The organism is Mucilaginibacter sp. NFX135, assembly GCF_048565145.1.
Classification (GTDB): domain Bacteria; phylum Bacteroidota; class Bacteroidia; order Sphingobacteriales; family Sphingobacteriaceae; genus Mucilaginibacter.
The window spans coordinates 961,370-981,867 of record NZ_CP183412.1 but is presented as its reverse complement, the minus strand read 5'-3'; the positions used below and the strand labels follow the sequence as shown (position 1 = coordinate 981,867).

Genomic DNA, 20,498 nt, shown 5'->3' with positions numbered 1-20,498 from the left:
TTTGAAATTTGCACATCCGGTTTCACTTTTTTTTCGGATATTTGCACCATTAGAACTTTTAGTTATAGGCTATAACCATCTATTGTATGAATTATATGATCAATGATCTTCCAGAACGTACAGCTAAACCCCGCGATAAAGGCATCACCATGGTGATGGACAAAGGACTAAGTTTAAGGCAGGTAGAGGATTTTCTGGAAGTAGGTGCAGCTTATACGGATATTGTTAAACTGGGCTGGGCAACCTCATACGTTACTCCCAACTTAACCGAAAAAATAAAACTGTACCAGGACGCGGGCATCCCCGTATATTTTGGCGGTACTTTGTTCGAGGCTTTTATTGTACGTAACCAGTTTGATGATTACTGCCGCATATTGGATAAGTACAAACTGGAACACTGCGAAGTATCTGACGGGTCGATCACCATTGAGCATGATATCAAATGCGAGTATATCAGTCGCCTGGCTAAACAGGTTACCGTGATATCAGAAGTGGGTTCCAAGGACGTGCAAAAGATCTTTGCACCTTATAAATGGATCAAACTGATGAACGCCGAAATTGAGGCTGGTTCATGGAAAGTAATAGCCGAAGCCCGCGAAAGCGGTAACGTAGGCATCTACCGCGACTCAGGCGAGGTAAGACAGGGGCTTATTGATGAAATACTGACCCAAATACCCGAGGGCACCATTATTTGGGAGGCTCCGCAAAAAGCGCAGCAGGTATGGTTTATAAAACTGATAGGCGCCAACGTAAGCCTGGGTAATATTGCCCCAACAGATATTATCCCGCTGGAAACATTAAGATTAGGTATCCGCAGCGATACTTTCGACCACTTTTTGAATTTGTGAACTTGACTGATCTTACTATATAAAGTTAGAGAGTCCCCGGATTAATTTCTGAGGGCTTTTTTGTTTAGGACCCATTGTATAGCTTTATCATATCAATAATTATATAATGAATTTAACAGATCGGCTTATCAGGGCCGCTTTACAGGAAATTGAACAACAAACCTGGGGCGCAACAGAACAGTACTTGCAAATTCATGATGTAGTACGAATTGATGGTATACCGCAAATAGCAAAGGTTGATCTGGAAAGCAAGGAAGATACAGCCATAGTGTATCTGCAGGTAACAGGAGAGAAGTTTTACCTGGTTATTTATTTTGATACCTCGCCGGATATCGCCATTAGATATATAGGTACTGAGAGCCATCATAAAGTTTATTTGCGGGCTACCTCCGAAAACCTTACCTGGCTGCAAATAACTGCTATGAGCTTATTAAAGCCCAGCGAAACATTTAACAAAGACGATACAAGAGCATTTGGCACAGCTTTATATAAATATAGCTGTGCCATTTACGAACCCACCCTCGGGCCAGATACTTTTGAAAATAAGCTAAAAAACTTACTTAGCTATCTGGAGCAGGATGTATCGGGAGTTGAAAAACTGGTCAATTATGCGGAAGCCTATATCCAGGTTGACCAGGATATTCATAACGGGAATGGTCTTATCGGAGGACCGTATATAGATAAACGAAGTATTAAACGTATGGCAGCGCTGGGATTGGAAATAGCTTTTAGCCAATACACTACAGGTAATCCGTTTAAGTAGTATAAGTCCATCATGAAGAACGCTTTATATAATTTCAACAAACAGCGAGGGGTAACGTGTTGGTGCGAGGAGAAACCTCAGCTGAAAGCTAAATCCATGGGTACCAGATAGTTTTTCGCGGCTTATTCGTTTTTGTGTCCTCATAATGTGTTTGTTTAACTATCTTGGCATCAACATCATTTGAGTTATAAAACCATCAAACAACAATGGCCTCGGAAGCTGAAAACTCATCAACAGTTGACCCGGATCAGATACCTTTACAGGTGTACTCTGATAATTCTATAGAAGTAGCGGCCTTGCTTACCTTATCTGGCGGTTTCCTGGATGTATTTACCTATGTAGGGCATGGTGGGGTATTTGCCAACTCCATGACTGGCAATATTGTATTTTTAGGGATGTACGCAGCGCTGGGCGACTGGCAGCAGGCCATGCACCACATTCCGCCTATTATAGCATTTTTGATTGGTGTGTTCATCGCCTATCGCATGCACCTGCCATCGGTATTAAAATATCTGCCCAAGCCCGCGTTAACCTGCCTGGGTTTCGAGATCATTGTATTGATCGCCTGCTCGTTCTTGTCAGATTCTTTTCCGGATATTCCTTTAGTACTGGCCATATCGCTGGTGGCGGCTATGCAAAACTCCAGCTTTACCAAACTGGAACAATGGACCTACAACTCAGTAATGACCACGGGTAACCTGCGCCGTTTTGCCGAAGCTTTTTTCAGGGGCACCATGCCCAAGCGCGATCGGGTTGCCCTGCGCGAGGCCCGGCTGTTTGGCTTTGTTTGCGTTTGTTTTTTAGCCGGCGCCATCCTGGCTGCCTTAACCACGAAAAGGATGCATGATTACGCCCTGTTTATACCCGCGGGTACTTTGCTTATCGCGTTTATTATTTGCTGGCGCAGACAAAAAGCTAAAGTTTTGTACTTTAAATTAAAAAGGAATCCGCCTCCCGCTGCTCAATAGTTTCCATAACTTATGAAATGTTACTAATATTACGCCATGAAACAATACGGGCTTATAGGCTACCCCCTTTCACATTCTTTTTCAAAGAAGTACTTTGCCGAAAAATTCAAGAACGAAGGTATAACCGATGCTGCTTATGAGCTGTATCCGCTGGAGCACATCAAAGATCTGCAGGACCTGCTGGATGAACACCCAGGTATCTGCGGGCTCAACATTACCATCCCGCATAAAGTTGCTGTACTGCCATACCTGGATTGGATTGAGCATGATGCCCGCAAAGCCGGGGCGGTTAATTGTATCTGTGTAATTGCCGAAAGTCCTGTACAGGCTGCATTTACCGGGGAGGTTGGTATTGGAGGTCATGATTTCAGGCTGGAAGGATATAATACTGACCTGTACGGTTTCGAGATGTCCATCCGTCCGCTTATTAAGGATTTTGAAGCTGAGGCCTTGGTGCTGGGTGATGGCGGTGCGGCGCAAGCGGTAAAATGTGTACTGGAGAATATGGGCATTGCCTTTAAAACGGTTACCCGCAAGCCGCATCCTGATCATATTTTGTTCAGCGGTCTGAAACCGCACGACATCAAAAGGCATAAGATCATTATCAATACCACTCCTGTTGGGACGGCACCCAAAATTGATGAATGCCCGCCCATCCCTTATGAGGCTATAACCCACGAGCATTTACTGTACGACCTGATCTACAACCCCGAGGAAACCTTATTTTTACGAAAAGGCCGCGAGCAGGGTGCCGCAACCAAAAACGGTTACGAAATGCTGGTGCTGCAAGCCGAAAGGTCATGGGAGATATGGAACGCTAAAGATAACCGGGTATGAGATATGCTGGGCTATTAATAGCAGCGCTGTTGTTTTTGGCTGCTTGTGGCGGTAACCATGATTATTCGCCAAAACCACGGGGATATTACCGCATCGCTTTTCCAAAAAAAGAATACCAGGATTATAACACGGGTTGCCCTTACTCCTTTAGCTATCCCAAATACGCCGTTATTGAACCCGACAGAACCAAGGGTGCCAAACCATGCTGGGTAAATATGCAGTTCCCCCAGTTTCATGCCACGCTGCATTTAAGTTATCAACCGGTAACATCAAAAAAAGTATTTAATGAGCTGGTGGAAGATGCCCGCACCTTCGCATTTAAACATACCGTAAAAGCCACTTCTATTGATGAAGGTGTAATAGGCTACGCCGACCGTAAGGTTTATGGCATTTATTATACTATTGACGGCAACGCGGCTTCATCGGCACAATTCTTCCTGACCGACAGTACGAAAAATTACCTGCGTGGCGCCCTCTACTTTAACTCCGAACCCCGCTTGGATTCTATCCAGCCCGTGCTTAATTTTATTAAGCAGGATATTGCGGTGATGATCAAGAGTTTTAAATGGAGCCACCCAGCCCCCTGAAGGGGGAGCCAATGTGCAAATTTCAGATGTGCAGATGTGCAAATTATAGATAATGTTTATGATTAATGCAGATGTTTTGATTTAAAATCAATCATCTGCACATCAAAAAGTTCCCCCTTCAGGGGGCAAGGGGGTTAATACTCGAGCAATTTCTCAACCGTTTCCTCCAGCCTTGCCTTTGCCAAAAACTGGTCTTCAAGGGCTTTGTTCATGGGTATGGCGGTATCCAGGCTGCCGCAGCGCATTACGGGTGCGTCCAGGTATTTAAAACAATGCTCGGCTATGTGGGCGGCTATCTCCGCACCGAAACCGCTGGTAAGCGTATCCTCATGTAATACCAGGGCCCTGCCTGTTTTCTTTACGCTTTCTTCTACCGCTTCTTGATCCCATGGCAGCAGGCTGCGCAGGTCGATGATCTCAAGAGAAAGTTCGGGGTGTTTTTCGGCATATTCCAGGGCCCAGTGTATACCCAGGCCAAAGGTAATAATGCTGGCTTGTGTGCCCTGTTTTACTACATTGGCCTTGCCTATTTCTATCAGCACATCATTCTCTGGCACATCGCCGCTGATGCTGCGGTACAGGTATTTGTGTTCAAAATAAATAATCGGGTTTGGGTCATCAATAGCGGCCAATAATAAACCCTTGGCATCAGCCGGGAAAGCGGGGTAAACCACTTTAAGTCCGGGAGTTTTAGTAAACCAGGCCTCGTTACTTTGCGAATGGAATGGCCCTGCTCCTGTTCCGGCTCCTGTAGGCATCCGCACCACCACATCAACCGCTTGAGCCCAGCGATAGTGTGTTTTGGCCAGGTTGTTAATAATCTGGTTAAAGCCGCAGGTAACAAAATCAGCAAACTGCATTTCAACAATGGCCTTGTAGCCGTTAAGGGCCAGGCCCATGCCTGCGCCTACAATGCCCGATTCGCAAATAGGCGTGTTGCGCACACGGGGCTTGCCAAATTCCTCCACGAAGCCCTGGGTTATTTTAAAGGCTCCCCCATACTCGGCAATGTCCTGACCCATGATCACCAGGTTGGGGTGTTTGCGCATGGCCTGGCGCAGGCCGTCGCTTATGGCATCAATATAGCGTTTATGCGTTGCGGGGGTAGTTGCCGGTTGTGCTGCCGGAAACTGATAAGGCTGGTACATGTCACGTACTTCGGTTGCTATATCCGGTACTATATCTGCCTCGCTATAAACCTTTTCAAATTCTGTTTCAATAAGCGTTGTGATCTCCTTTTTGAATATCGGGATCCATTCCGGGCGGATCACGCCTTCGTCCAGTAAATACTGCTCGAAATTAGCCACCGGGTCTTTACCCGCCCACCATTCAAATAAATTCTGCGGAACATATTTGGTTCCCGAAGCCTCCTCATGCCCCCGCATTCGGAAGGTCATACACTCCAGCAGTACCGGCCGTGGATTTTCACGGATACTCTCGTTGATCTCCTTGATAGTATGATAAACCTCCAGGATATTGTTGCCATCAATCCGGCGGCCTTCTATACCGTATCCTACAGCCTTATCAACCAATTTTAAACAATTGTATTGTTCGTTTACCGGGGTCGAAAGACCGTAGCCGTTGTTCTCGATTAAAAATATAACCGGCAGTTTCCAAACAGATGCAATGTTGAGGGCCTCATGAAAATCGCCTTCGCTGGTTGCGCCCTCGCCGGTAAATACCAGGGTCGATCTTTTCCGGTCTGCTAAAACATCGGCCAGGGCAATACCATCAGCCAGGGCCAGCTGTGGCCCTAAGTGCGATATCATCCCGATGATCTTATATTCCTGCGTGCCGAAATGGAAAGAGCGGTCGCGCCCCTTGGTAAAACCCGAGGGCTTACCCTGCCACTGGGCCATCAGCCTGGAAAGCGGGATATCCCGGGTAGTAAAAACACCCAGGTTGCGGTGCATGGGCAATATATATTCATCGCTTTGCATGGCCAGCGTACTGCCTACGGCAATAGCTTCCTGCCCTATACCCGAAAACCATTTGCCAATACGACCCTGGCGTAAAAGGATCAGCATCTTCTCCTCAATGAGGCGAGGCAGCAACAGTTTTTTGTAAAAAAATGTTAAATTTTCGTTATTCAGGCTTTTACGGTCAAAAATCATAGTGTAAAACTACTGAAGTTTTTAAAACTTTGTATGTTTGGTAATCCTATCTAATAACTATGAAACGAAACGGACTTTTACTCCTCGCGCTCTTGCTGATCATTGGGTTTGCCGTCAGCTCACAGGATTATTTTTTGCTGCCGGAATCCTTTAACATGAAAAAAGGCGACAAGCTCAGCCTGCACCTGTTAAGCGGTAATGATTTTCAAAAAGACGCCGAATACCGGTATAAAGATGCCAAGGTTTCTAAGTTTATGCTTTATGAAGGATCAAAAAAAACCGACCTGAGTCAGGCTCCAAAAGATACATCGGCAAATGTGTTGAATTACAGATTGGAGAATAGCGGGTTAGCCCTCATTGAGATGGTGAAAAGCGAAAGCATTGAATCGGAAAGAAATAAATTCCTGAAATATCTGGATAACGAAGGTTTGGATAAAATAGCCGAGGATGCTAAGAACAGCAATCAACAATACTTTGTCGAAAAAACAAACCGGTATTTAAAAACGCTGATAGCGGTTGATAAACCCAACGGCAAAGATTTTGATAAACCGCTGGGCGAAACTTATGAAATAGTGATACAGCAAAATCCATATAAAGCCAGCTATGGCGATGATGTAACCGCCCAGATATTATTTAAAGGGAAACCATTAAAAGATGCCGTGGTAATTGTGTACACCCGTACTATAAATGGTAATGTATTCCCGCAAAAACTAAGCTCTGATGCCCAGGGACAAGTCTATTTTAAACTGAGCCGCGAAGGGGTATATATGATCAGCTCGGTACATGTGGAAACATCGACCGATAAAAATGCTGATTTTGAAAGCTGGGGTGCCACATTCACTTTCGCGTTCAAAAATGCGGATAGCGCACCCAATACCTATAAAGAGTTTGGCTTTGGCGATAAGCATTGAGGTTAGATGTGCGGATTTCAGATGTGCAGATATGCAAATGTTTTTTTAAGAAGAACATTTAAATCATTCGTTAATCTGAAATCCGCACATCTGCACATTAAAATTTCGCATATCCAAACGTAGTCAACTGTTTGTTGCTGCGGTTAGCATCAGTAATAATCAGCGCGCCGTCACGGTAAAGTGCTATACCCTCCCAGTTATTTTTTGGTGCGGGGAATGCCGAGGTTACCTGTTTCCAATGTTTATCCTTCCGGTTTTTAAGCACTACGATACGACCATAGCTGGTGCTTTTCTTTTTCAGGTAATCCGGGTTTTGGGTGATGTTATCCTTCAGGTCGGGAATAGTTGTTTTTATATTTTCTTCCTGGTTTTTAAGCTGGTCGTTATTCAGGTAAGCATCATAATCACCGTTCCATAAATAGTTGATACCGTAGATCTTATCCTTTTGGGTAGCGGTGATATCCGTTATCCTGAAATAAAGAAATGGCACTTTTATAGCTTGTGGCGCTCTCTGAAAAGAGGTATCAATCAAATAACCCTTACCGCCATCGGGCATGCCGTTGTACTCATAGTAAGCCAATAACTTTTTCTCCTTAGGCAGCCAGGTTACGCTTTCAAAACCCGCGTTGTTAATATGCAATGGTCTTTTAAGGGTTGCGAAATGCTGAGCATCGATGGTGATGGTATTTTGTAGGGTGTCCAGGATTCCTCGGAGTAAAAAACAATAGTCGTAGGTGTCATTTGTTTCGATGGATAAGTATGCCACATTGTTCACAATGGTTATTGCCTCAAAACCTTCATAATAAGTTTTTACAGAATCGGGCAATTTATCCAGGTTTTTAACGCGGACGGTGCGATAAGCGGTTAACGCGGTGTCTTTACCGTCAATCACACGGCCAACGCTATCGGCCAGCAGGCTGTATATAAAAAAATCACCATCGAGTTTGGTTTCTTTATGACTGCCGTATTGCGGTTCGAGGTAAACCCTGCCGGCGTGTAGCGTCATGCCCGAAAATTCTTCGTTCACACTGCTGATGTTTGGCGGAAGAGGGATGTTTTTGAATGCAGTTTGACTGTGAACAATGCCTGAGAAAAATAGGGTGACAAGAGACAGGATGAAGGATAAATATTTTTTATACATGTATATTCTTAAAATGGATTTTAAAGGTAGCCAAATCGTTCTGTTTTAAAAAACACAGCAAAACGGGTGCAATTCAAATTGCCGCGTGGTGTCGACTCACCCTGTCATCGCTGCGCTCGACATCCCTCTCTCCGCCTTCGGCGCAAAGAGGGTATTTGGAAAAGAGAATTTCCCCGCCCTCTTTGCCGCAAAGCGGGAGAGAGGGCCGCCCAGCGAAGCGTAGGCGGGGTGAGTCGGCTATGCGTGCAGCAATTTGATCGGCATTTTACTAAACAAGCCTTTTGATGCCATTAAGATCTTCTTTTTCATAGGAATAACTTAAGACTTCGGACTTTAGACTATTGGCTTACTCCCTTACCTCCTAAAAACTTATATATTTACGGCGAACGACAAAGATTTAACAAATTTTAACATTTAAGCGGGCATTTTTTTTGGCGAAAAAATGTTAGTGTGAGTAAGTTTGCCTACCGAACAAAAAAGAAGCATGGAAGAATTAAAAAGTAATACTGAAAACGTTTCATCAGGCACTGTACCTGGTAGTTTATCGTATTCAACCGATATCAGGGCGCTGAATGAAATGATACAAAGAGAAAGCGCGTTTATCGACCTCCTGAAACTGGAGATGGATAAAGTGATCATCGGACAAAAATATATGGTGGAGCGATTACTGATCGGTTTGCTGGCCGATGGTCACATCCTTTTGGAAGGTGTTCCGGGACTGGCAAAAACACTGGCCATCAATACGCTGGCTAAAGCCATACAGGCCGATTACAGCCGGATCCAGTTTACCCCCGATCTTTTACCTGCCGATTTGCTGGGTACCATGATATACAACCAGAAAAAGGAAGAGTTCATTGTGCGTAAAGGGCCGCTGTTCTCCAACTTTATTCTGGCCGATGAGATCAACCGTGCACCCGCCAAAGTGCAAAGCGCGCTGCTGGAAGCGATGCAGGAACGCCAGGTAACTATTGGTGACAATACCTTCCCATTGCCAAACCCTTTCCTGGTACTGGCTACCCAGAACCCGATTGAGCAGGAAGGTACCTACCCGCTGCCCGAAGCACAGGTCGATCGTTTTATGCTGAAGGTGGTGATCAACTATCCGGATAAGGAAGAAGAGAAACGCATCATCCGAGCCAATATATTGCCAGGCGGCATGCCAAAGCCATCACCCATCATCAAACCGGAGGAAATTGTGCGCGCCCGAAAAATTGTAAGGGAAGTATATATGGACGAGAAGATTGAGCAATACATTATTGACATTGTTTTTGCTACCCGTTTCCCCGAGCAGGCCAAACTGGCGCACTATAAAAATCTGATCACCTTTGGCGCGTCGCCAAGGGCCAGCATCAACCTGGCGCTGGCTGCAAAAGCCTACGCGTTCATCAAACGCAGGGGCTATGTGATCCCCGAGGATGTGCGTGCCATCTGCCATGATGTGCTGCGTCACCGTATAGGTTTAAGCTATGAGGCCGAGGCAGAGAACATTACCAGTGAAAATATTATTACAGGGATATTGAACGTGGTAGAAGTACCGTAGGCCTCACCCCAACCCTCTCCAAAGGAGAGGGAGTAAAAATAAATGATTAAAAGAATTAAAAATAAAAATGCAAATCAAAAGTCCTCTCCTTTGGAGAGGATTTAGGTGAGGCTCTTATGGCTAAGGATACCAAAGAACTGCTGAAAAAAGTAAGGAAGATCGAGATCAAGACCCGTGGGTTGAGCAATCACCTGTTTTCGGGCGAGTATCATTCGGCTTTTAAGGGCCGTGGTATGGCTTTTAGCGAGGTGCGCGAATACCAATTGGGCGATGAGATCCGCACTATCGACTGGAACGTGACCGCCCGTTTTAACCACCCTTATGTAAAGGTTTTTGACGAGGAGCGCGAGCTTACCTTTATGCTGCTGGTTGATGTAAGCGGCTCTGAAAACTTCGGAACGCAAAATCAGCAAAAGCAGGATATAGCCACCGAGCTTTGCGCGGTGCTGGCATTTTCGGCCATACAGAATAATGATAAGGTGGGCGTGCTGTTTTTTAGCGATAAGATCGAAAAGTTCATTCCGCCCAAAAAAGGCCGCGGCCATATCCTGATGATCATCCGCGAGCTGATCGATTTTAAGCCCGAAAGCAAGGGAACCAACGTTGCCGAAGCATTAAAATTCTTTACCCGGGCCATCAAGAAAAAGTGTACGGCCTTTATTATTTCCGATTTTATAAGTCCCGCTTTTGAGGATGAGTTAAAGATAGCCAATAAAAAGCATGACCTGATTGCCCTGCGCCTTTATGATAAGCATGAGGAAGAGTTCCCAAACCTGGGCCTCATCCCGATGAAGGACGAAGAGACCGGCGAACTGCTCTGGGTGAATACTTCTGACGAGGCGGTACGCACTGCCTTTAAAGCCGAAGGGCTAAGAAGGAACGGCCAGCTAAGGGAAACCTTTAGCCGCTCGGGTGTTGATTTTACCAGTATTGGTACCCATGAATCATACGTGAAACCATTAATGACATTATTTAAAAAGCGGGAAGGCAAAAGATGATAAAGTGCTTTATTAAACACCTGCTACTGTTAACTATACTGCTTACCGGATTTGTTTACAAAAGCAGTGCGCAAACCGCGGAGGTTGGAGCCACGCTCGATCGTAAAGCTATTAAAATAGGCGAGCAAACACAGCTGCACCTTACTGCCCGCATGCACATAAAGGATAAGGACAAGGTTGAATTCCCGGTACTGGCAGACAGCATAGCCAATAAAATTTTGATCGTAGGCAGTAAAGCTGATACCATAGTTGATAAGAATGATGCAAGTATCGAAACTATTGGGCATCATTACCTCATAACCGCGTTTGATAGCGGGGAATATGTGATCCCGGCATACGCCTTCCATACCGAGGGTGCTGAGATTAAAACCGCGCCATTGAAACTGATAGTAGCCACCGTTGCGGTGGATACCACCAAAGCCGCTTATGACATCAAACAGCCGCTGGTTGTCCAGTATACTTTTTTAGACTGGCTGATGGATCATCTAACCCTGGTGATCAGCATAGAAGCAGCCATCATAATCGGAGGGCTTATTTTTCTGATCTATTACCTGAGGAAGAAGAATAAAAAAGAAGTGGTTGTTGAAGAGCCCCAGCCCATTGTACCCGTTCACGTGATAGCGCTGCAAAAACTAACCGAACTGCGCAACAGAAAGCTATGGCAGCAGGAGCAAACAAAGCAATATCATACCGAACTTACTGATATTATGCGTGATTATCTGGAAAGCCGTTATATGATCAAAGCACATGAGCAAACCTCTGATGAGATATTTGCCAGTCTGCGGTATATGGATATCACCGAAGAGAACCGCAACGCGCTGCGCCAGGTACTGATACTGGCCGATTTGGTGAAATTTGCGAAAGAAAAACCATTGCCGCAGGATAATGAACAAAGCATGGATAATGCCGTTGCCTTTGTGAACAGAACGCAGCAAGCCATTCAATTACCCATTGAAAAGCAAGAGGATAACAAATGAGCTGGTTTAAAGGAATAGAATTTGCCCATCCGGGATTTTTCTGGTTGTTTTTAATCATACCCTTAATGGTGGCCTGGTACGTTTGGAAACAGCGCCAGCTGCAGGGTACGCTGGGTGTGCCTACCTTGAAGAGCTTTACTTTCAAAAAAAGCTATACAGCCCGTTTCAGGCATGTGGGTATTGTGATACGATCATTGGCTATAGCTGCCTTAATTGTGGCGCTTGCCAGGCCGCAGTCGTCATTAAGTTGGCAAAACAGCAGTACCGAGGGTATCGATATCATGATAGCATCTGATATTTCGGGCAGTATGCTGGCCGAGGATTTTAAACCCAATCGCCTGGAAGCCGGCAAAAATATCGCTATTGATTTTATCAAGAACCGCCCCGACGATCGTATCGGCCTGGTGATCTTCAGCGGTGAAAGCTTTACGCAGTGTCCACTCACGATTGACCATGATGTATTGATCAATGTATTCTCTGATATCAAGAACGGGATGATCGAGGACGGAACCGCTATAGGTATGGGCCTGGCTACCGCCGTGAACCGTTTAAGAACCAGCACCGCCAAAAGCAAGGTGATCATTTTACTTACCGATGGTTCAAACAACTCCGGTTCTATACCGCCTATTACCGCGGCCGAGATAGCCAAACAGTTTGGGGTTAGGGTTTATACTGTAGGTTTAGGGACCAATGGTTATGCGCCTTATCCGGTGCCTACACCAATGGGCATACAATATCAGCGAATGAAGGTTGATATCGACGAAGGCACCCTATCAAAAATAGCCAATATAACCGGAGGCAAATATTTCAGGGCAACCAATAACGAAACACTGAGACAGATATACACACAGATTGATAAGCTGGAAAAAGCCAAAATCGATGTAACCCAGTACCGCCGCAAAACAGAAATGTTTTTGCCCTGGGCCATCATCGCGCTGGCCTTATTATCGCTTGAGTTTTTATTAAAAAATACCCTGTTTAAGGGAGCTTTAACATAGGGGGAGCAAAGATTTTTGGAGCAAGGAGCAAAGACTTTTAGAGCAAGGATTTTTGAAATAAAGAGAAGACATTTGGAGTAAGGATTAATGGAATAAGGAGTAAGGGTAGAAAGGATACGGGTTTTAGAAATCCTTGTTCCTTGCTCCAAAAATCCTTAAATCTAATTTAAAAAAGATGCTACGTTTTGCACATACAGATATTTTATGGGGGTTGCTGGTTATTCCGGTATTTATCCTGCTGTTTATTCTGGTAAGCCGCTGGAAAAGGAAAGCCATTGCCTCATTGGGCGATAAAACCGTGGTGCGCCTCATGATGCCGCAGGTTTCATTCTCCAGGCCATGGCTCAAGTTCATCTTTTTTATAGTAGCCTATGCCTTTGTGATCATCGGCATGGCCGATCCGCAGCTGGGTTCAAAAACGGAGGAGGTAAAACGCAAAGGCGCCGATTTGATGATACTGCTCGACGTATCCAACAGTATGCTTGCGCGAGACCTGGCGCCAAACCGCCTGGAAAACGCCAAACGGGCTATCTCACAGCTGATAGACAGGATGCATGATGACCGTATCGGTTTGATTGTTTTTGCAGGCCAGGCCTATGTACAATTACCCATGACCACTGATTATTCTGCAGCCAAGCTGTTTTTAAATACCGTGAGTACAGGAATGGTACCCACACAAGGCACGGCTATAGGCGCTGCTATTGAGTTGGGCGTAAAATCGTTCGATTTTAAGAATGGAACTGGTAAAGCCATGATCCTGATAACCGATGCCGAAAACCATGAGGATAACGCCATGGAGGCCGCGTCGTCAGCAAAAGGCAAGGGAGTGATGGTGAATGTTATAGGCGTGGGTTCTGCAGAGGGCGCTCCTATCCCGCTTTATCCGGATGAGGCTAACAGTACCTTTCGTGTCGATGAAACCGGTAATAAAATCATCACCAAGCTGAATGAACAAATGGGTAAGGATATAGCCGCCGCGGGTGGCGGTATCTACGTAAGGGCCAACAACTCCAACAGCGGCTTAAATATTGTGATGGATCAGGTAGCTAAGGTTCAGCGCAAACAATATGATAGCAAATCGTTTAAAGATTTTGAAGATCGCTTTCAGTTTTTCCTGGCTATAGCCTTGGGCTTATTGGTGGCGGAATTTTTTATATCTAACCGTAAAAATATGCGGTTAAGCGCGTTAAAATTATTTGAAGTAAAAAAGTCATGAAGCAATATATCATCGTAGTTATATTAGTGCTGCAGGCTTCTGTCCTTTTTGCCCAGCAGGAAAAAAAGTATATCAGGCAGGGTAATCAACTGTATCAGCAGCAAAACTATAAGGATGCCGAAAACAACTACCGGGTATCTATCGGCAAACAGGGTAAAACCGTGGCCGGTAACTTTAACCTGGGCGATGCCTTGTATAAACAAAAGAAATATGCCGATGCCGGGCAGCAGTTTGTCAAGATAGCGGCATCAAGCAAGAACAAAGAGGTATTGGCTAAAGCCTACCATAACCTGGGTAACTCCATGCTGGAGTCAAACAAACTGGAAGAAAGTGTAACGGCGTATAAAAAATCATTACTCAACAATCCGGAGGATGAGGAAACCCGCTATAACCTGGCCTATGCGCTGGAAAAGCTGAAGCAAAAACAAAATAAGGATAAGAATAATAAGAACAAAGACAAGAATAAAGATAAAAACAAGGATAATAAAGACAATAAGGACAAGGACAAGAAGGACCAGGACAAAAAGAACGACGATAAGAACAAGGACAACAAAGACAATAAGGATAATAAAGACGGGCAGGATAAAAACGATCCGAATAAAAACAACGCTGGTCAGAAACCCGATCCAAATAACGTATCCAAAGAGGATGCCGAACGTATGCTGGAAGCCCTGAATAACGACGAAAAGCAAACGCAGGATAAGCTGAAAAATAAAAAGCAAAAAGGTGCTAAAATGCACATAGAAAAAGAATGGTAAGGTTAAGTCTTAAGTTTGTAGTCTTAAGTTCGGAGTCTGCGCTGTTCGAAGTCTTTGACTTCGGACGACTATGTTCGTAGTCTTCAGACTACAGATTTTGATTATGTAGTTGCAAACTACAGGCATAATGGTCCGAAGTCGGAGACTTCGGACAGCACGTAACCCGAACCTCGATCCTCGCCGCCCGAACCAGATAAATGAAAGAATGAAAAGGAAATACTTCATATTGTTACTACTACTGCTGAGTACAAGCGTGCTTTTTGCTGCCGATATTCATTTTACGGCTTCGGCAAGTAAAACAGAAGTGGGTACAACGGAGCAGTTTGAAGTAACTTTTACCCTCAATAATAATGGCGACCGTTTTACACCCCCTTCCTTTACCGGTTTCCTGGTAGTGTCAGGCCCAAACACGTCAACCAGCATGGAAGTTATCAATGGTAATGCTTCTTCGAGCATAGCTATTAGTTATGTGCTGGTTGCTGTAAAAGAAGGTACTTACACCATTGGGCCGGCAACCATTTTTTCGGGCGGACGGCAGCTGAATACTAAACCGCTGAAAATAAAAGTAGTAAAAGGCGCCACTGCCCCGCAGAATAATGCAGCGGCCGCAGCACAGTCACAAAGTGCTCCCGATAGCCGGGTTACTATGAAAAGACCTGGTACTGATATTAATAAATCACTGTTCATCAGGGCCGATGTGGACAAAAATAACGTGTATCTGGGCGAACAGATCACTTTAACCTACAAATTATATACCCGGGTAGCTATTGTAGGCAGCGAACCGGATAAACTCCCTGATCTGAATGGCTTTTTCAGCCAGGAAATCAAAAATCCAAATCAGAACCCGAATTGGCATGTGGAAACTTACAAGGGTGTAAAATACAACGTGGCCGATATGAAAAAGAACATTCTGTTCCCCGAGCATACCGGCAACATCACTATTGATCCCATATCCATGCTGTTTGTGATACGCGAGGCCGCCAAAGCAAGCGACGACGATATGTTCGGACAGTTTTTTGGTACCTATAACGATGTTAAATACAAGATTAAAAGCGCCCCGACCATTATTCACGTAAAACCACTACCACCGGGAAAACCAGATGGCTTTGGTGGCGCGGTAGGTAAATTCTCTATCAGTACTTCCTTAGATAAAAAAGAGATCAAGGCTAATGAGCCACTCAACTATAGCATCAAAATTTCGGGAACCGGTAACCTGAAACTGTTAAAACCTTTAAGCCCTGTATTCCCTGCCGATTTTGAAAAGTACGACCCCAAAACCGAGGATACCATTGCCGAAAAAGAAAGCGGCGAAACAGGTACCCGTATCTATAACTATCTGCTGATACCACGGCACGAGGGTAATTTTGCCATCGACCCGGTTAAGTTTTCGTATTTTAATCCGGCTACCGGCAAATATGTATCGGTGCCTACCGAGGGCTTCAAAATAAAGGTAAACAAAGGGACACTGGAAAATAATGTAACCGCTTTTTCAGGTGCCGATAAGCAGGATATAAAACTGCTGAATAAAGATATCCGCTATATTAAAACCAGCGGCGATATCACTAAAAATGGCGAAGGTTTTTACGACTCGACCCTGTATTATAGTTTCCTGGCTTTTGGTCCGCTTTTGTTTTTAGGCGCATTGATATACGGCAAATGGTACGAGAAGAATAACAGCGATATTGTGGAGGTGAAAAAGAGGAAAGCGGGTAGAATAGCAGCCAAACACCTGGCCAGCGCTCAGGCGCAGTTAAAAGCCAATAACTCTAAATCTTTTTACGAAAATGTATTCAGAGGCTTGTATGGTTATTTGAGTGACAAGTTGAACATTGCCGCGGCCGACCTGAACCGCGAAAAGATCGCTTCGGAACTGAAAGCACGATCGCTGGATGAAGGGCTGATCAACGAGCTGCTGGATACGCTTGACCTGTGTGATATGGCGCGCTATGCACCGGTATCGGGTATATCAGAGCAGCAGATGTTTGACAAAGCAAAAAACATGATCAATGATATCGAAGATAAATTGTAAAATGAGGATGTGCAGATATGCGGATGTGCAAATGTGCGGATGTACAAATTTCAGATGTGCAGATGTGTCTGGCAACGCGAAACCGGCAACACGCACTCTATTACGTATTATATATATATTATTGCTTATCATATCGCCGCTGTTAGCGTTTAGCGATGATGCTACCATGGCCTTGTTTAAGAAAGGCAATGCCGAATATGCAAAAGCTCAATACCCGGCGGCCATAGCATCCTACCAGAAACTGGTTGATGGTGGTTACCGCTCGGTTGCGATTTACTTTAATTTGGGTAATGCCTATTACAAAAACGGCGATATACCATCGGCATTGCTGTATTACGAAAAGGCGCACAAGCTTTCACCCGGTGATGAGGATATCCGTATCAATATCCAGCTGGCCAACTTAAAAACTACCGACAAGCTGGAAGCAACCCCCGAGTTTTTTATCACCAAATGGTGGCATGGTTTTATCCTGACCTGCTCCTTAGGTACACTGGCTGTGCTGAGTGTATTGTTGATATTGGGAGGGGCGCTGGTACTGATCCTGTACAGGTTCACCTCATCGGTAACCATTAAAAAAGTATCCTTTTACTCAGCCATAGCGCTGGTGTTTTTAGGCTTGGTTTGTATTTTTATAGCCGGTAGGCAGGCAGATTATTTTGACAGCCATCACGAGGCCATTGTTTTCAGCGGTTCGGTTACCATCAAAAGTGAACCCACATTAAAGTCGAAAGACCTGTTTGTACTACACGATGGCACCAAGGTAGATATCCTGGAGCATAACGCCGATTGGGTAAAGATCAGGCTCTCCAACGGCAACGAAGGATGGATAAGTGCTACGGATGTAAGGGAAATATAAATAATGTCCACAATTCAATTCCGCGCGTCATTGCGAGGCACGAAGCAATCTCTATGCTATACAGGGCGGAGAAGTCTATCGTAGAGCGCTCAATTGCCGCTAAGGCTGTTACTTTGTCTTGATACAAAGTAACCAAAAATCAAGTCATCAGAAATGCTTCTTTGCCGCACGAGGCTTTTACCCCGCAAATCAGTCAGAACCAGGGCTGCAATTATTTTGCCCTACTTTGTTCGCACAATTCTGCGCTTCAGCAAAAACTTGCTATGCCCCGCATCCGCACATGGCCACCATTGTTCTGCCTGATTTCGTCCGAAGCTTATCTGCTGACGGGAAGAAGAATGGTTTTGTTTAATCACTAATTCAATAATTAACTATAAACAGCAAACGTTTTTCTCGCCTACTTCCAGTAAATTCAGCACATCTTCTTTAGTGCCGGTAAATGGTCCTGACGATTCTATTTTAAAGCTGGCCATGGCGGCTGCAAATTCGCCTGCTTCCTGGAACGAAGCGCCTTTGATACGCTGGTATAAATATCCGGCCATATAAGTATCGCCGCAACCCGTAGCATCAACAACAGCTGTGGGGATATAGGCAGGCACATTGTAAAAAAGACTATCGGCATAAATTACGGAGCCCATACTACCCAGGGTGATCACTACTTCTTTCACGCCCCAATCGGCCAGTACTAATGCACCTTTTTTGATATCTGTTAGTCCGGTCAAAGCTTCCAGTTCGTGCTCGTTAACCTTTAAAATATCAATGTATTGCAGCGCTTCTTTTTTGGCGGGCCAGTCAACCGGGATCACATTTTTGTCTTCTACCTTGCGTAAGTAACCTTGCGCATCCAACGATACCCTGCCACGGCCGCTTAATTCTTTGATAAGGCTAACCGGGATATCATCGGCCAAAAGCGGACCTAAGTGAAAAATCTGGGCATCAATACCCTGCAATTGTTCTACGGTAAAAGGATCGGCTTTCTGGAGCACACGCTGGGTGCGGTGGTCCTGGTTGCCGGAGTAAATATTTTCGAAATATACGGTATGGGCACAGGTAGATGCATGTACTTCAGTGCCTTTGGCGCGCAAAGCTTCAACGGTTGGCATTTCGTTTTCGGCAAGCGAGGTTACCAAAGTATAGCTCACATCCATATTACGGATGGCGCTCGAAAAGTAAAAAGATGTGCCACCGGCCATGTGTTTAACCGCCTGTGGTGTCACCACCTTATCCAAAGTAATATGCCCTATGCAACAAATATCGTACATGAAATTCCCCTTTTATTAACCAAGGCCCCTGGTATTTTATATCCGGAGCAAACCGCAAAGTTAGGGAATAAGATGGTTTTTAAATGTATAATGCTGGTTACATGCAAAAAAATGACATATAGTGGGTAGTTTTGGAATGGACCTTTAGCTGTTTAACTGGCGTATAAACCTCAACCGGGCATGGGTGTAATGTTTCCCGGACGCCAGCACGTAATATGTGAAAGTCAACATTTTGAAGATCGGTTATTTTCGTCACCATCGAAAATTAGGCTGATCCCGGCTTTTTTCAATACCTTTAAATTTAACCTTAAAAGCCTATAAAATGAAAGCAAAAGCTATTTTAATGCTCCTGTTTTTGGGAATGTCTGTAAGTTGCCTGCAAGCTCAAACTACAGACGCTCCCAAAGTAAAAAAAGGCATGATCAAAGTAACCGTCCTTTACCCCAATGGTGAAGGGAAAACTTTTGACATGGACTATTACACCAAGAACCACATGCCGCTGATGGCGAAATTCTTTAACCTCAAAATTTATGCTATTGATAAAGGATTGGCTGGTGGAACGCCTAATGTGCCTGTTCCGTTCCTGGCAATTGGTTATTTGTATTTCGACAAGCTTTCTGATTACGAGACTGCCCTTGCAAAACATGTGGACGAAATTAGAGCTGATTTTCCAAAGTACACCAATATCACACCGCTTATCCAGATCAGCGAAGTGGTACAATAGCACCCTGGATACTCCTCAAAATATTGCGTATATTTGTATATATAAATAGCCTGGTTTTCCGCTCCAAAAGGAAAACCGGGCTGTTTTGTTAAAATAAGCTTTAAAAAGTTTTTTAGATAGCCAATGGGTTTCTTAAAGGATGATCGCCAAAGTAACCGCGCTCATTATAATCATCAGGGCATCCTCCACAATGGTAACGGTGCTCATGGGCAGGTTAAAAACAGCCCCCAGGCAGGCGCACTGAATTTTGCGTTTATTGAGTACACTTTGCAGCACACCTATCAGGCTTACAGTCATCACCACAAAGGTTACTGCATTTACCGCAAAAGGCTGTACATCCAGCGCGAAGGCTAAACCAAGTCCCAGTTCAATAAAAGCATATATATAGCCCCATGCCCTAAAGCGTTTGGCTACAATATCATACATGGAGTAACTATCGGCAAAGCCTTGCAAATTAAGTAGTTTAAAAAAGGAGAAAGTGAGGAAAAAGCCGCTCATAAATACGCGCATGGCGGTCATGGTCATGAACCCGTGCTCCATATACCCGGCTATAATAGCTATGGTTAAAATATAGCCGAAAATGAGCAGGATAGGTTTGTAGGTGGCCAGCCAGGTGCGGTTTTCGGTATCCTCCATATCCATGCTCATGGTATGGGTATGCTGCGCTTCGCTAAGCTGGTATTTGGGATAGTCTTTCAGCGCATCCTGTAAGGTGCTTGTAGGGATATGTTGCGCCATGGTAATGTCGGCAGTGCCTTCGGCAAGGGAGATATCCACGTTTTGTACACCTTTTACCTGCGAAAGCAAGGTTTCAACTTTATGCTGACAACCGCTGCAGGTCATGCCAGTTATTTGATAAGTATGTGTCATGATTTTATGTTATTAAATTGATGACACAAATTTACTCACAGCTCAACCTGTAGGCTTTACAGAATTATGGATGGTTATTATAAGATTTTTACCGTTAAAGG

Annotated in this window: 19 protein-coding genes; 15 read left to right on the top strand and 4 right to left on the bottom strand. The window is 44.7% G+C overall.

The window, feature by feature from the left end:
* The first annotated feature begins 86 nt into the window (after positions 1 to 86).
* The 5 genes from ACNURT_RS04370 to gldD all read left to right on the top strand — a co-directional run bounded on the left by ACNURT_RS04370 (position 87) and on the right by gldD (position 4,003).
* Positions 87 to 848 (top strand): phosphosulfolactate synthase, encoded by a 762-nt coding sequence (locus ACNURT_RS04370; protein WP_419700701.1) that lies wholly within the window; start codon positions 87 to 89, stop codon positions 846 to 848.
* A 106-nt stretch (positions 849 to 954) separates the two neighbouring features.
* Positions 955 to 1,611, top strand: a complete 657-nt coding sequence (locus ACNURT_RS04365; RefSeq protein WP_419700700.1) for a DUF4279 domain-containing protein — start codon at positions 955 to 957, stop codon at positions 1,609 to 1,611.
* Positions 1,612 to 1,817: 206 nt separating this feature from the next.
* Positions 1,818 to 2,579, top strand: a complete 762-nt coding sequence (locus tag ACNURT_RS04360) for a YoaK family protein (protein ID WP_419700699.1) — start codon at positions 1,818 to 1,820, stop codon at positions 2,577 to 2,579.
* Between the two features lie 36 nt (positions 2,580 to 2,615).
* Positions 2,616 to 3,416 (top strand): shikimate dehydrogenase family protein, encoded by an 801-nt coding sequence (locus tag ACNURT_RS04355; RefSeq protein ID WP_419700698.1) that lies wholly within the window; start codon positions 2,616 to 2,618, stop codon positions 3,414 to 3,416.
* Positions 3,413 to 4,003: a gliding motility lipoprotein GldD gene (gldD, locus tag ACNURT_RS04350; RefSeq protein WP_419700697.1), complete on the top strand. Its 591-nt coding sequence runs from the start codon at positions 3,413 to 3,415 to the stop codon at positions 4,001 to 4,003. The genes ACNURT_RS04355 and gldD overlap by 4 nt, the downstream gene beginning before the upstream one ends.
* 134 nt (positions 4,004 to 4,137) lie before the next feature.
* Here gldD and ACNURT_RS04345 read toward each other — a convergent pair whose 3' ends face one another.
* A complete protein-coding gene (locus ACNURT_RS04345; protein ID WP_419700696.1) occupies positions 4,138 to 6,117 on the bottom strand; it encodes an alpha-ketoacid dehydrogenase subunit alpha/beta in 1,980 nt (659 codons plus the stop codon).
* A 59-nt stretch (positions 6,118 to 6,176) separates the two neighbouring features.
* Here ACNURT_RS04345 and ACNURT_RS04340 point away from each other — a divergent pair, with 59 nt between their 5' ends.
* Positions 6,177 to 7,028, top strand: coding sequence for a DUF4198 domain-containing protein (locus ACNURT_RS04340; RefSeq protein WP_419700695.1), 852 nt, complete (start codon positions 6,177 to 6,179; stop codon positions 7,026 to 7,028).
* 97 nt (positions 7,029 to 7,125) lie between these two features.
* On the opposite strand, the gene ACNURT_RS04335 is transcribed toward ACNURT_RS04340, so the two are convergent.
* Positions 7,126 to 8,169 carry a hypothetical protein gene (locus tag ACNURT_RS04335; RefSeq protein ID WP_419700694.1) on the bottom strand — a complete coding sequence of 348 codons (1,044 nt, stop codon included), beginning with the start codon at positions 8,167 to 8,169 and terminating at the stop codon, positions 7,126 to 7,128.
* 580 nt (positions 8,170 to 8,749) lie between these two features.
* Between ACNURT_RS04335 and ACNURT_RS04330 the strand changes: the two genes are divergently transcribed.
* The 8 genes from ACNURT_RS04330 to ACNURT_RS04295 all read left to right on the top strand — a co-directional run bounded on the left by ACNURT_RS04330 (position 8,750) and on the right by ACNURT_RS04295 (position 17,541).
* Positions 8,750 to 9,709, top strand: coding sequence for an AAA family ATPase (locus ACNURT_RS04330; RefSeq protein WP_370998116.1), 960 nt, complete (start codon positions 8,750 to 8,752; stop codon positions 9,707 to 9,709).
* Positions 9,710 to 9,825: 116 nt separating this feature from the next.
* The gene (locus tag ACNURT_RS04325) at positions 9,826 to 10,707 is read left to right on the top strand and encodes a DUF58 domain-containing protein (protein WP_419700693.1); all 882 of its coding nucleotides are present in this window, start codon (positions 9,826 to 9,828) and stop codon (positions 10,705 to 10,707) included.
* Positions 10,704 to 11,684, top strand: a complete 981-nt coding sequence (locus tag ACNURT_RS04320) for a BatD family protein (protein ID WP_419700692.1) — start codon at positions 10,704 to 10,706, stop codon at positions 11,682 to 11,684. Before ACNURT_RS04325 ends, ACNURT_RS04320 begins: the two co-directional genes overlap by 4 nt.
* Positions 11,681 to 12,682: a vWA domain-containing protein gene (locus ACNURT_RS04315; RefSeq protein ID WP_419700691.1), complete on the top strand. Its 1,002-nt coding sequence runs from the start codon at positions 11,681 to 11,683 to the stop codon at positions 12,680 to 12,682. The genes ACNURT_RS04320 and ACNURT_RS04315 overlap by 4 nt, the downstream gene beginning before the upstream one ends.
* 175 nt (positions 12,683 to 12,857) lie before the next feature.
* On the top strand, positions 12,858 to 13,898 hold the full coding sequence (locus ACNURT_RS04310; RefSeq protein WP_370998028.1) for a vWA domain-containing protein: 1,041 nt from the start codon (positions 12,858 to 12,860) through the stop codon (positions 13,896 to 13,898).
* The gene (locus ACNURT_RS04305; protein ID WP_419700690.1) at positions 13,895 to 14,656 is read left to right on the top strand and encodes a tetratricopeptide repeat protein; all 762 of its coding nucleotides are present in this window, start codon (positions 13,895 to 13,897) and stop codon (positions 14,654 to 14,656) included. Before ACNURT_RS04310 ends, ACNURT_RS04305 begins: the two co-directional genes overlap by 4 nt.
* 205 nt (positions 14,657 to 14,861) lie before the next feature.
* Positions 14,862 to 16,685, top strand: a complete 1,824-nt coding sequence (locus tag ACNURT_RS04300; protein ID WP_419700689.1) for a BatD family protein — start codon at positions 14,862 to 14,864, stop codon at positions 16,683 to 16,685.
* Between the two features lies 1 nt (position 16,686).
* Positions 16,687 to 17,541: a tetratricopeptide repeat protein gene (locus tag ACNURT_RS04295; RefSeq protein ID WP_419700688.1), complete on the top strand. Its 855-nt coding sequence runs from the start codon at positions 16,687 to 16,689 to the stop codon at positions 17,539 to 17,541.
* A gap of 371 nt (positions 17,542 to 17,912) precedes the next feature.
* Here ACNURT_RS04295 and ACNURT_RS04290 read toward each other — a convergent pair whose 3' ends face one another.
* Positions 17,913 to 18,803: a PfkB family carbohydrate kinase gene (locus ACNURT_RS04290; protein WP_419700687.1), complete on the bottom strand. Its 891-nt coding sequence runs from the start codon at positions 18,801 to 18,803 to the stop codon at positions 17,913 to 17,915.
* Between the two features lie 322 nt (positions 18,804 to 19,125).
* Between ACNURT_RS04290 and ACNURT_RS04285 the strand changes: the two genes are divergently transcribed.
* A complete protein-coding gene (locus tag ACNURT_RS04285; protein WP_419700686.1) occupies positions 19,126 to 19,527 on the top strand; it encodes an EthD family reductase in 402 nt (133 codons plus the stop codon).
* Between the two features lie 132 nt (positions 19,528 to 19,659).
* Here ACNURT_RS04285 and ACNURT_RS04280 read toward each other — a convergent pair whose 3' ends face one another.
* Positions 19,660 to 20,397 carry a heavy-metal-associated domain-containing protein gene (locus ACNURT_RS04280; RefSeq protein WP_419700685.1) on the bottom strand — a complete coding sequence of 246 codons (738 nt, stop codon included), beginning with the start codon at positions 20,395 to 20,397 and terminating at the stop codon, positions 19,660 to 19,662.
* Positions 20,398 to 20,498 lie beyond the last annotated feature (101 nt).

What these genes read in the sequence shown, in the direction of transcription:
- ACNURT_RS04370 (WP_419700701.1), top strand. Translation starts at nt 87, where the DNA reads ATGAATTATATGATCAATGATCTTCCAGAACGTACAGCTAAACCCCGC.
- ACNURT_RS04365 (WP_419700700.1), top strand. Translation starts at nt 955, where the DNA reads ATGAATTTAACAGATCGGCTTATCAGGGCCGCTTTACAGGAAATTGAA.
- ACNURT_RS04360 (WP_419700699.1), top strand. Translation starts at nt 1,818, where the DNA reads ATGGCCTCGGAAGCTGAAAACTCATCAACAGTTGACCCGGATCAGATA.
- ACNURT_RS04355 (WP_419700698.1), top strand. Translation starts at nt 2,616, where the DNA reads ATGAAACAATACGGGCTTATAGGCTACCCCCTTTCACATTCTTTTTCA.
- gldD (WP_419700697.1), top strand. Translation starts at nt 3,413, where the DNA reads ATGAGATATGCTGGGCTATTAATAGCAGCGCTGTTGTTTTTGGCTGCT.
- ACNURT_RS04345 (WP_419700696.1), bottom strand. Translation starts at nt 6,117, where the DNA reads ATGATTTTTGACCGTAAAAGCCTGAATAACGAAAATTTAACATTTTTT.
- ACNURT_RS04340 (WP_419700695.1), top strand. Translation starts at nt 6,177, where the DNA reads ATGAAACGAAACGGACTTTTACTCCTCGCGCTCTTGCTGATCATTGGG.
- ACNURT_RS04335 (WP_419700694.1), bottom strand. Translation starts at nt 8,169, where the DNA reads ATGTATAAAAAATATTTATCCTTCATCCTGTCTCTTGTCACCCTATTT.
- ACNURT_RS04325 (WP_419700693.1), top strand. Translation starts at nt 9,826, where the DNA reads ATGGCTAAGGATACCAAAGAACTGCTGAAAAAAGTAAGGAAGATCGAG.
- ACNURT_RS04320 (WP_419700692.1), top strand. Translation starts at nt 10,704, where the DNA reads ATGATAAAGTGCTTTATTAAACACCTGCTACTGTTAACTATACTGCTT.
- ACNURT_RS04315 (WP_419700691.1), top strand. Translation starts at nt 11,681, where the DNA reads ATGAGCTGGTTTAAAGGAATAGAATTTGCCCATCCGGGATTTTTCTGG.
- ACNURT_RS04310 (WP_370998028.1), top strand. Translation starts at nt 12,858, where the DNA reads ATGCTACGTTTTGCACATACAGATATTTTATGGGGGTTGCTGGTTATT.
- ACNURT_RS04305 (WP_419700690.1), top strand. Translation starts at nt 13,895, where the DNA reads ATGAAGCAATATATCATCGTAGTTATATTAGTGCTGCAGGCTTCTGTC.
- ACNURT_RS04300 (WP_419700689.1), top strand. Translation starts at nt 14,862, where the DNA reads ATGAAAAGGAAATACTTCATATTGTTACTACTACTGCTGAGTACAAGC.
- ACNURT_RS04295 (WP_419700688.1), top strand. Translation starts at nt 16,687, where the DNA reads ATGAGGATGTGCAGATATGCGGATGTGCAAATGTGCGGATGTACAAAT.
- ACNURT_RS04290 (WP_419700687.1), bottom strand. Translation starts at nt 18,803, where the DNA reads ATGTACGATATTTGTTGCATAGGGCATATTACTTTGGATAAGGTGGTG.
- ACNURT_RS04285 (WP_419700686.1), top strand. Translation starts at nt 19,126, where the DNA reads ATGAAAGCAAAAGCTATTTTAATGCTCCTGTTTTTGGGAATGTCTGTA.
- ACNURT_RS04280 (WP_419700685.1), bottom strand. Translation starts at nt 20,397, where the DNA reads ATGACACATACTTATCAAATAACTGGCATGACCTGCAGCGGTTGTCAG.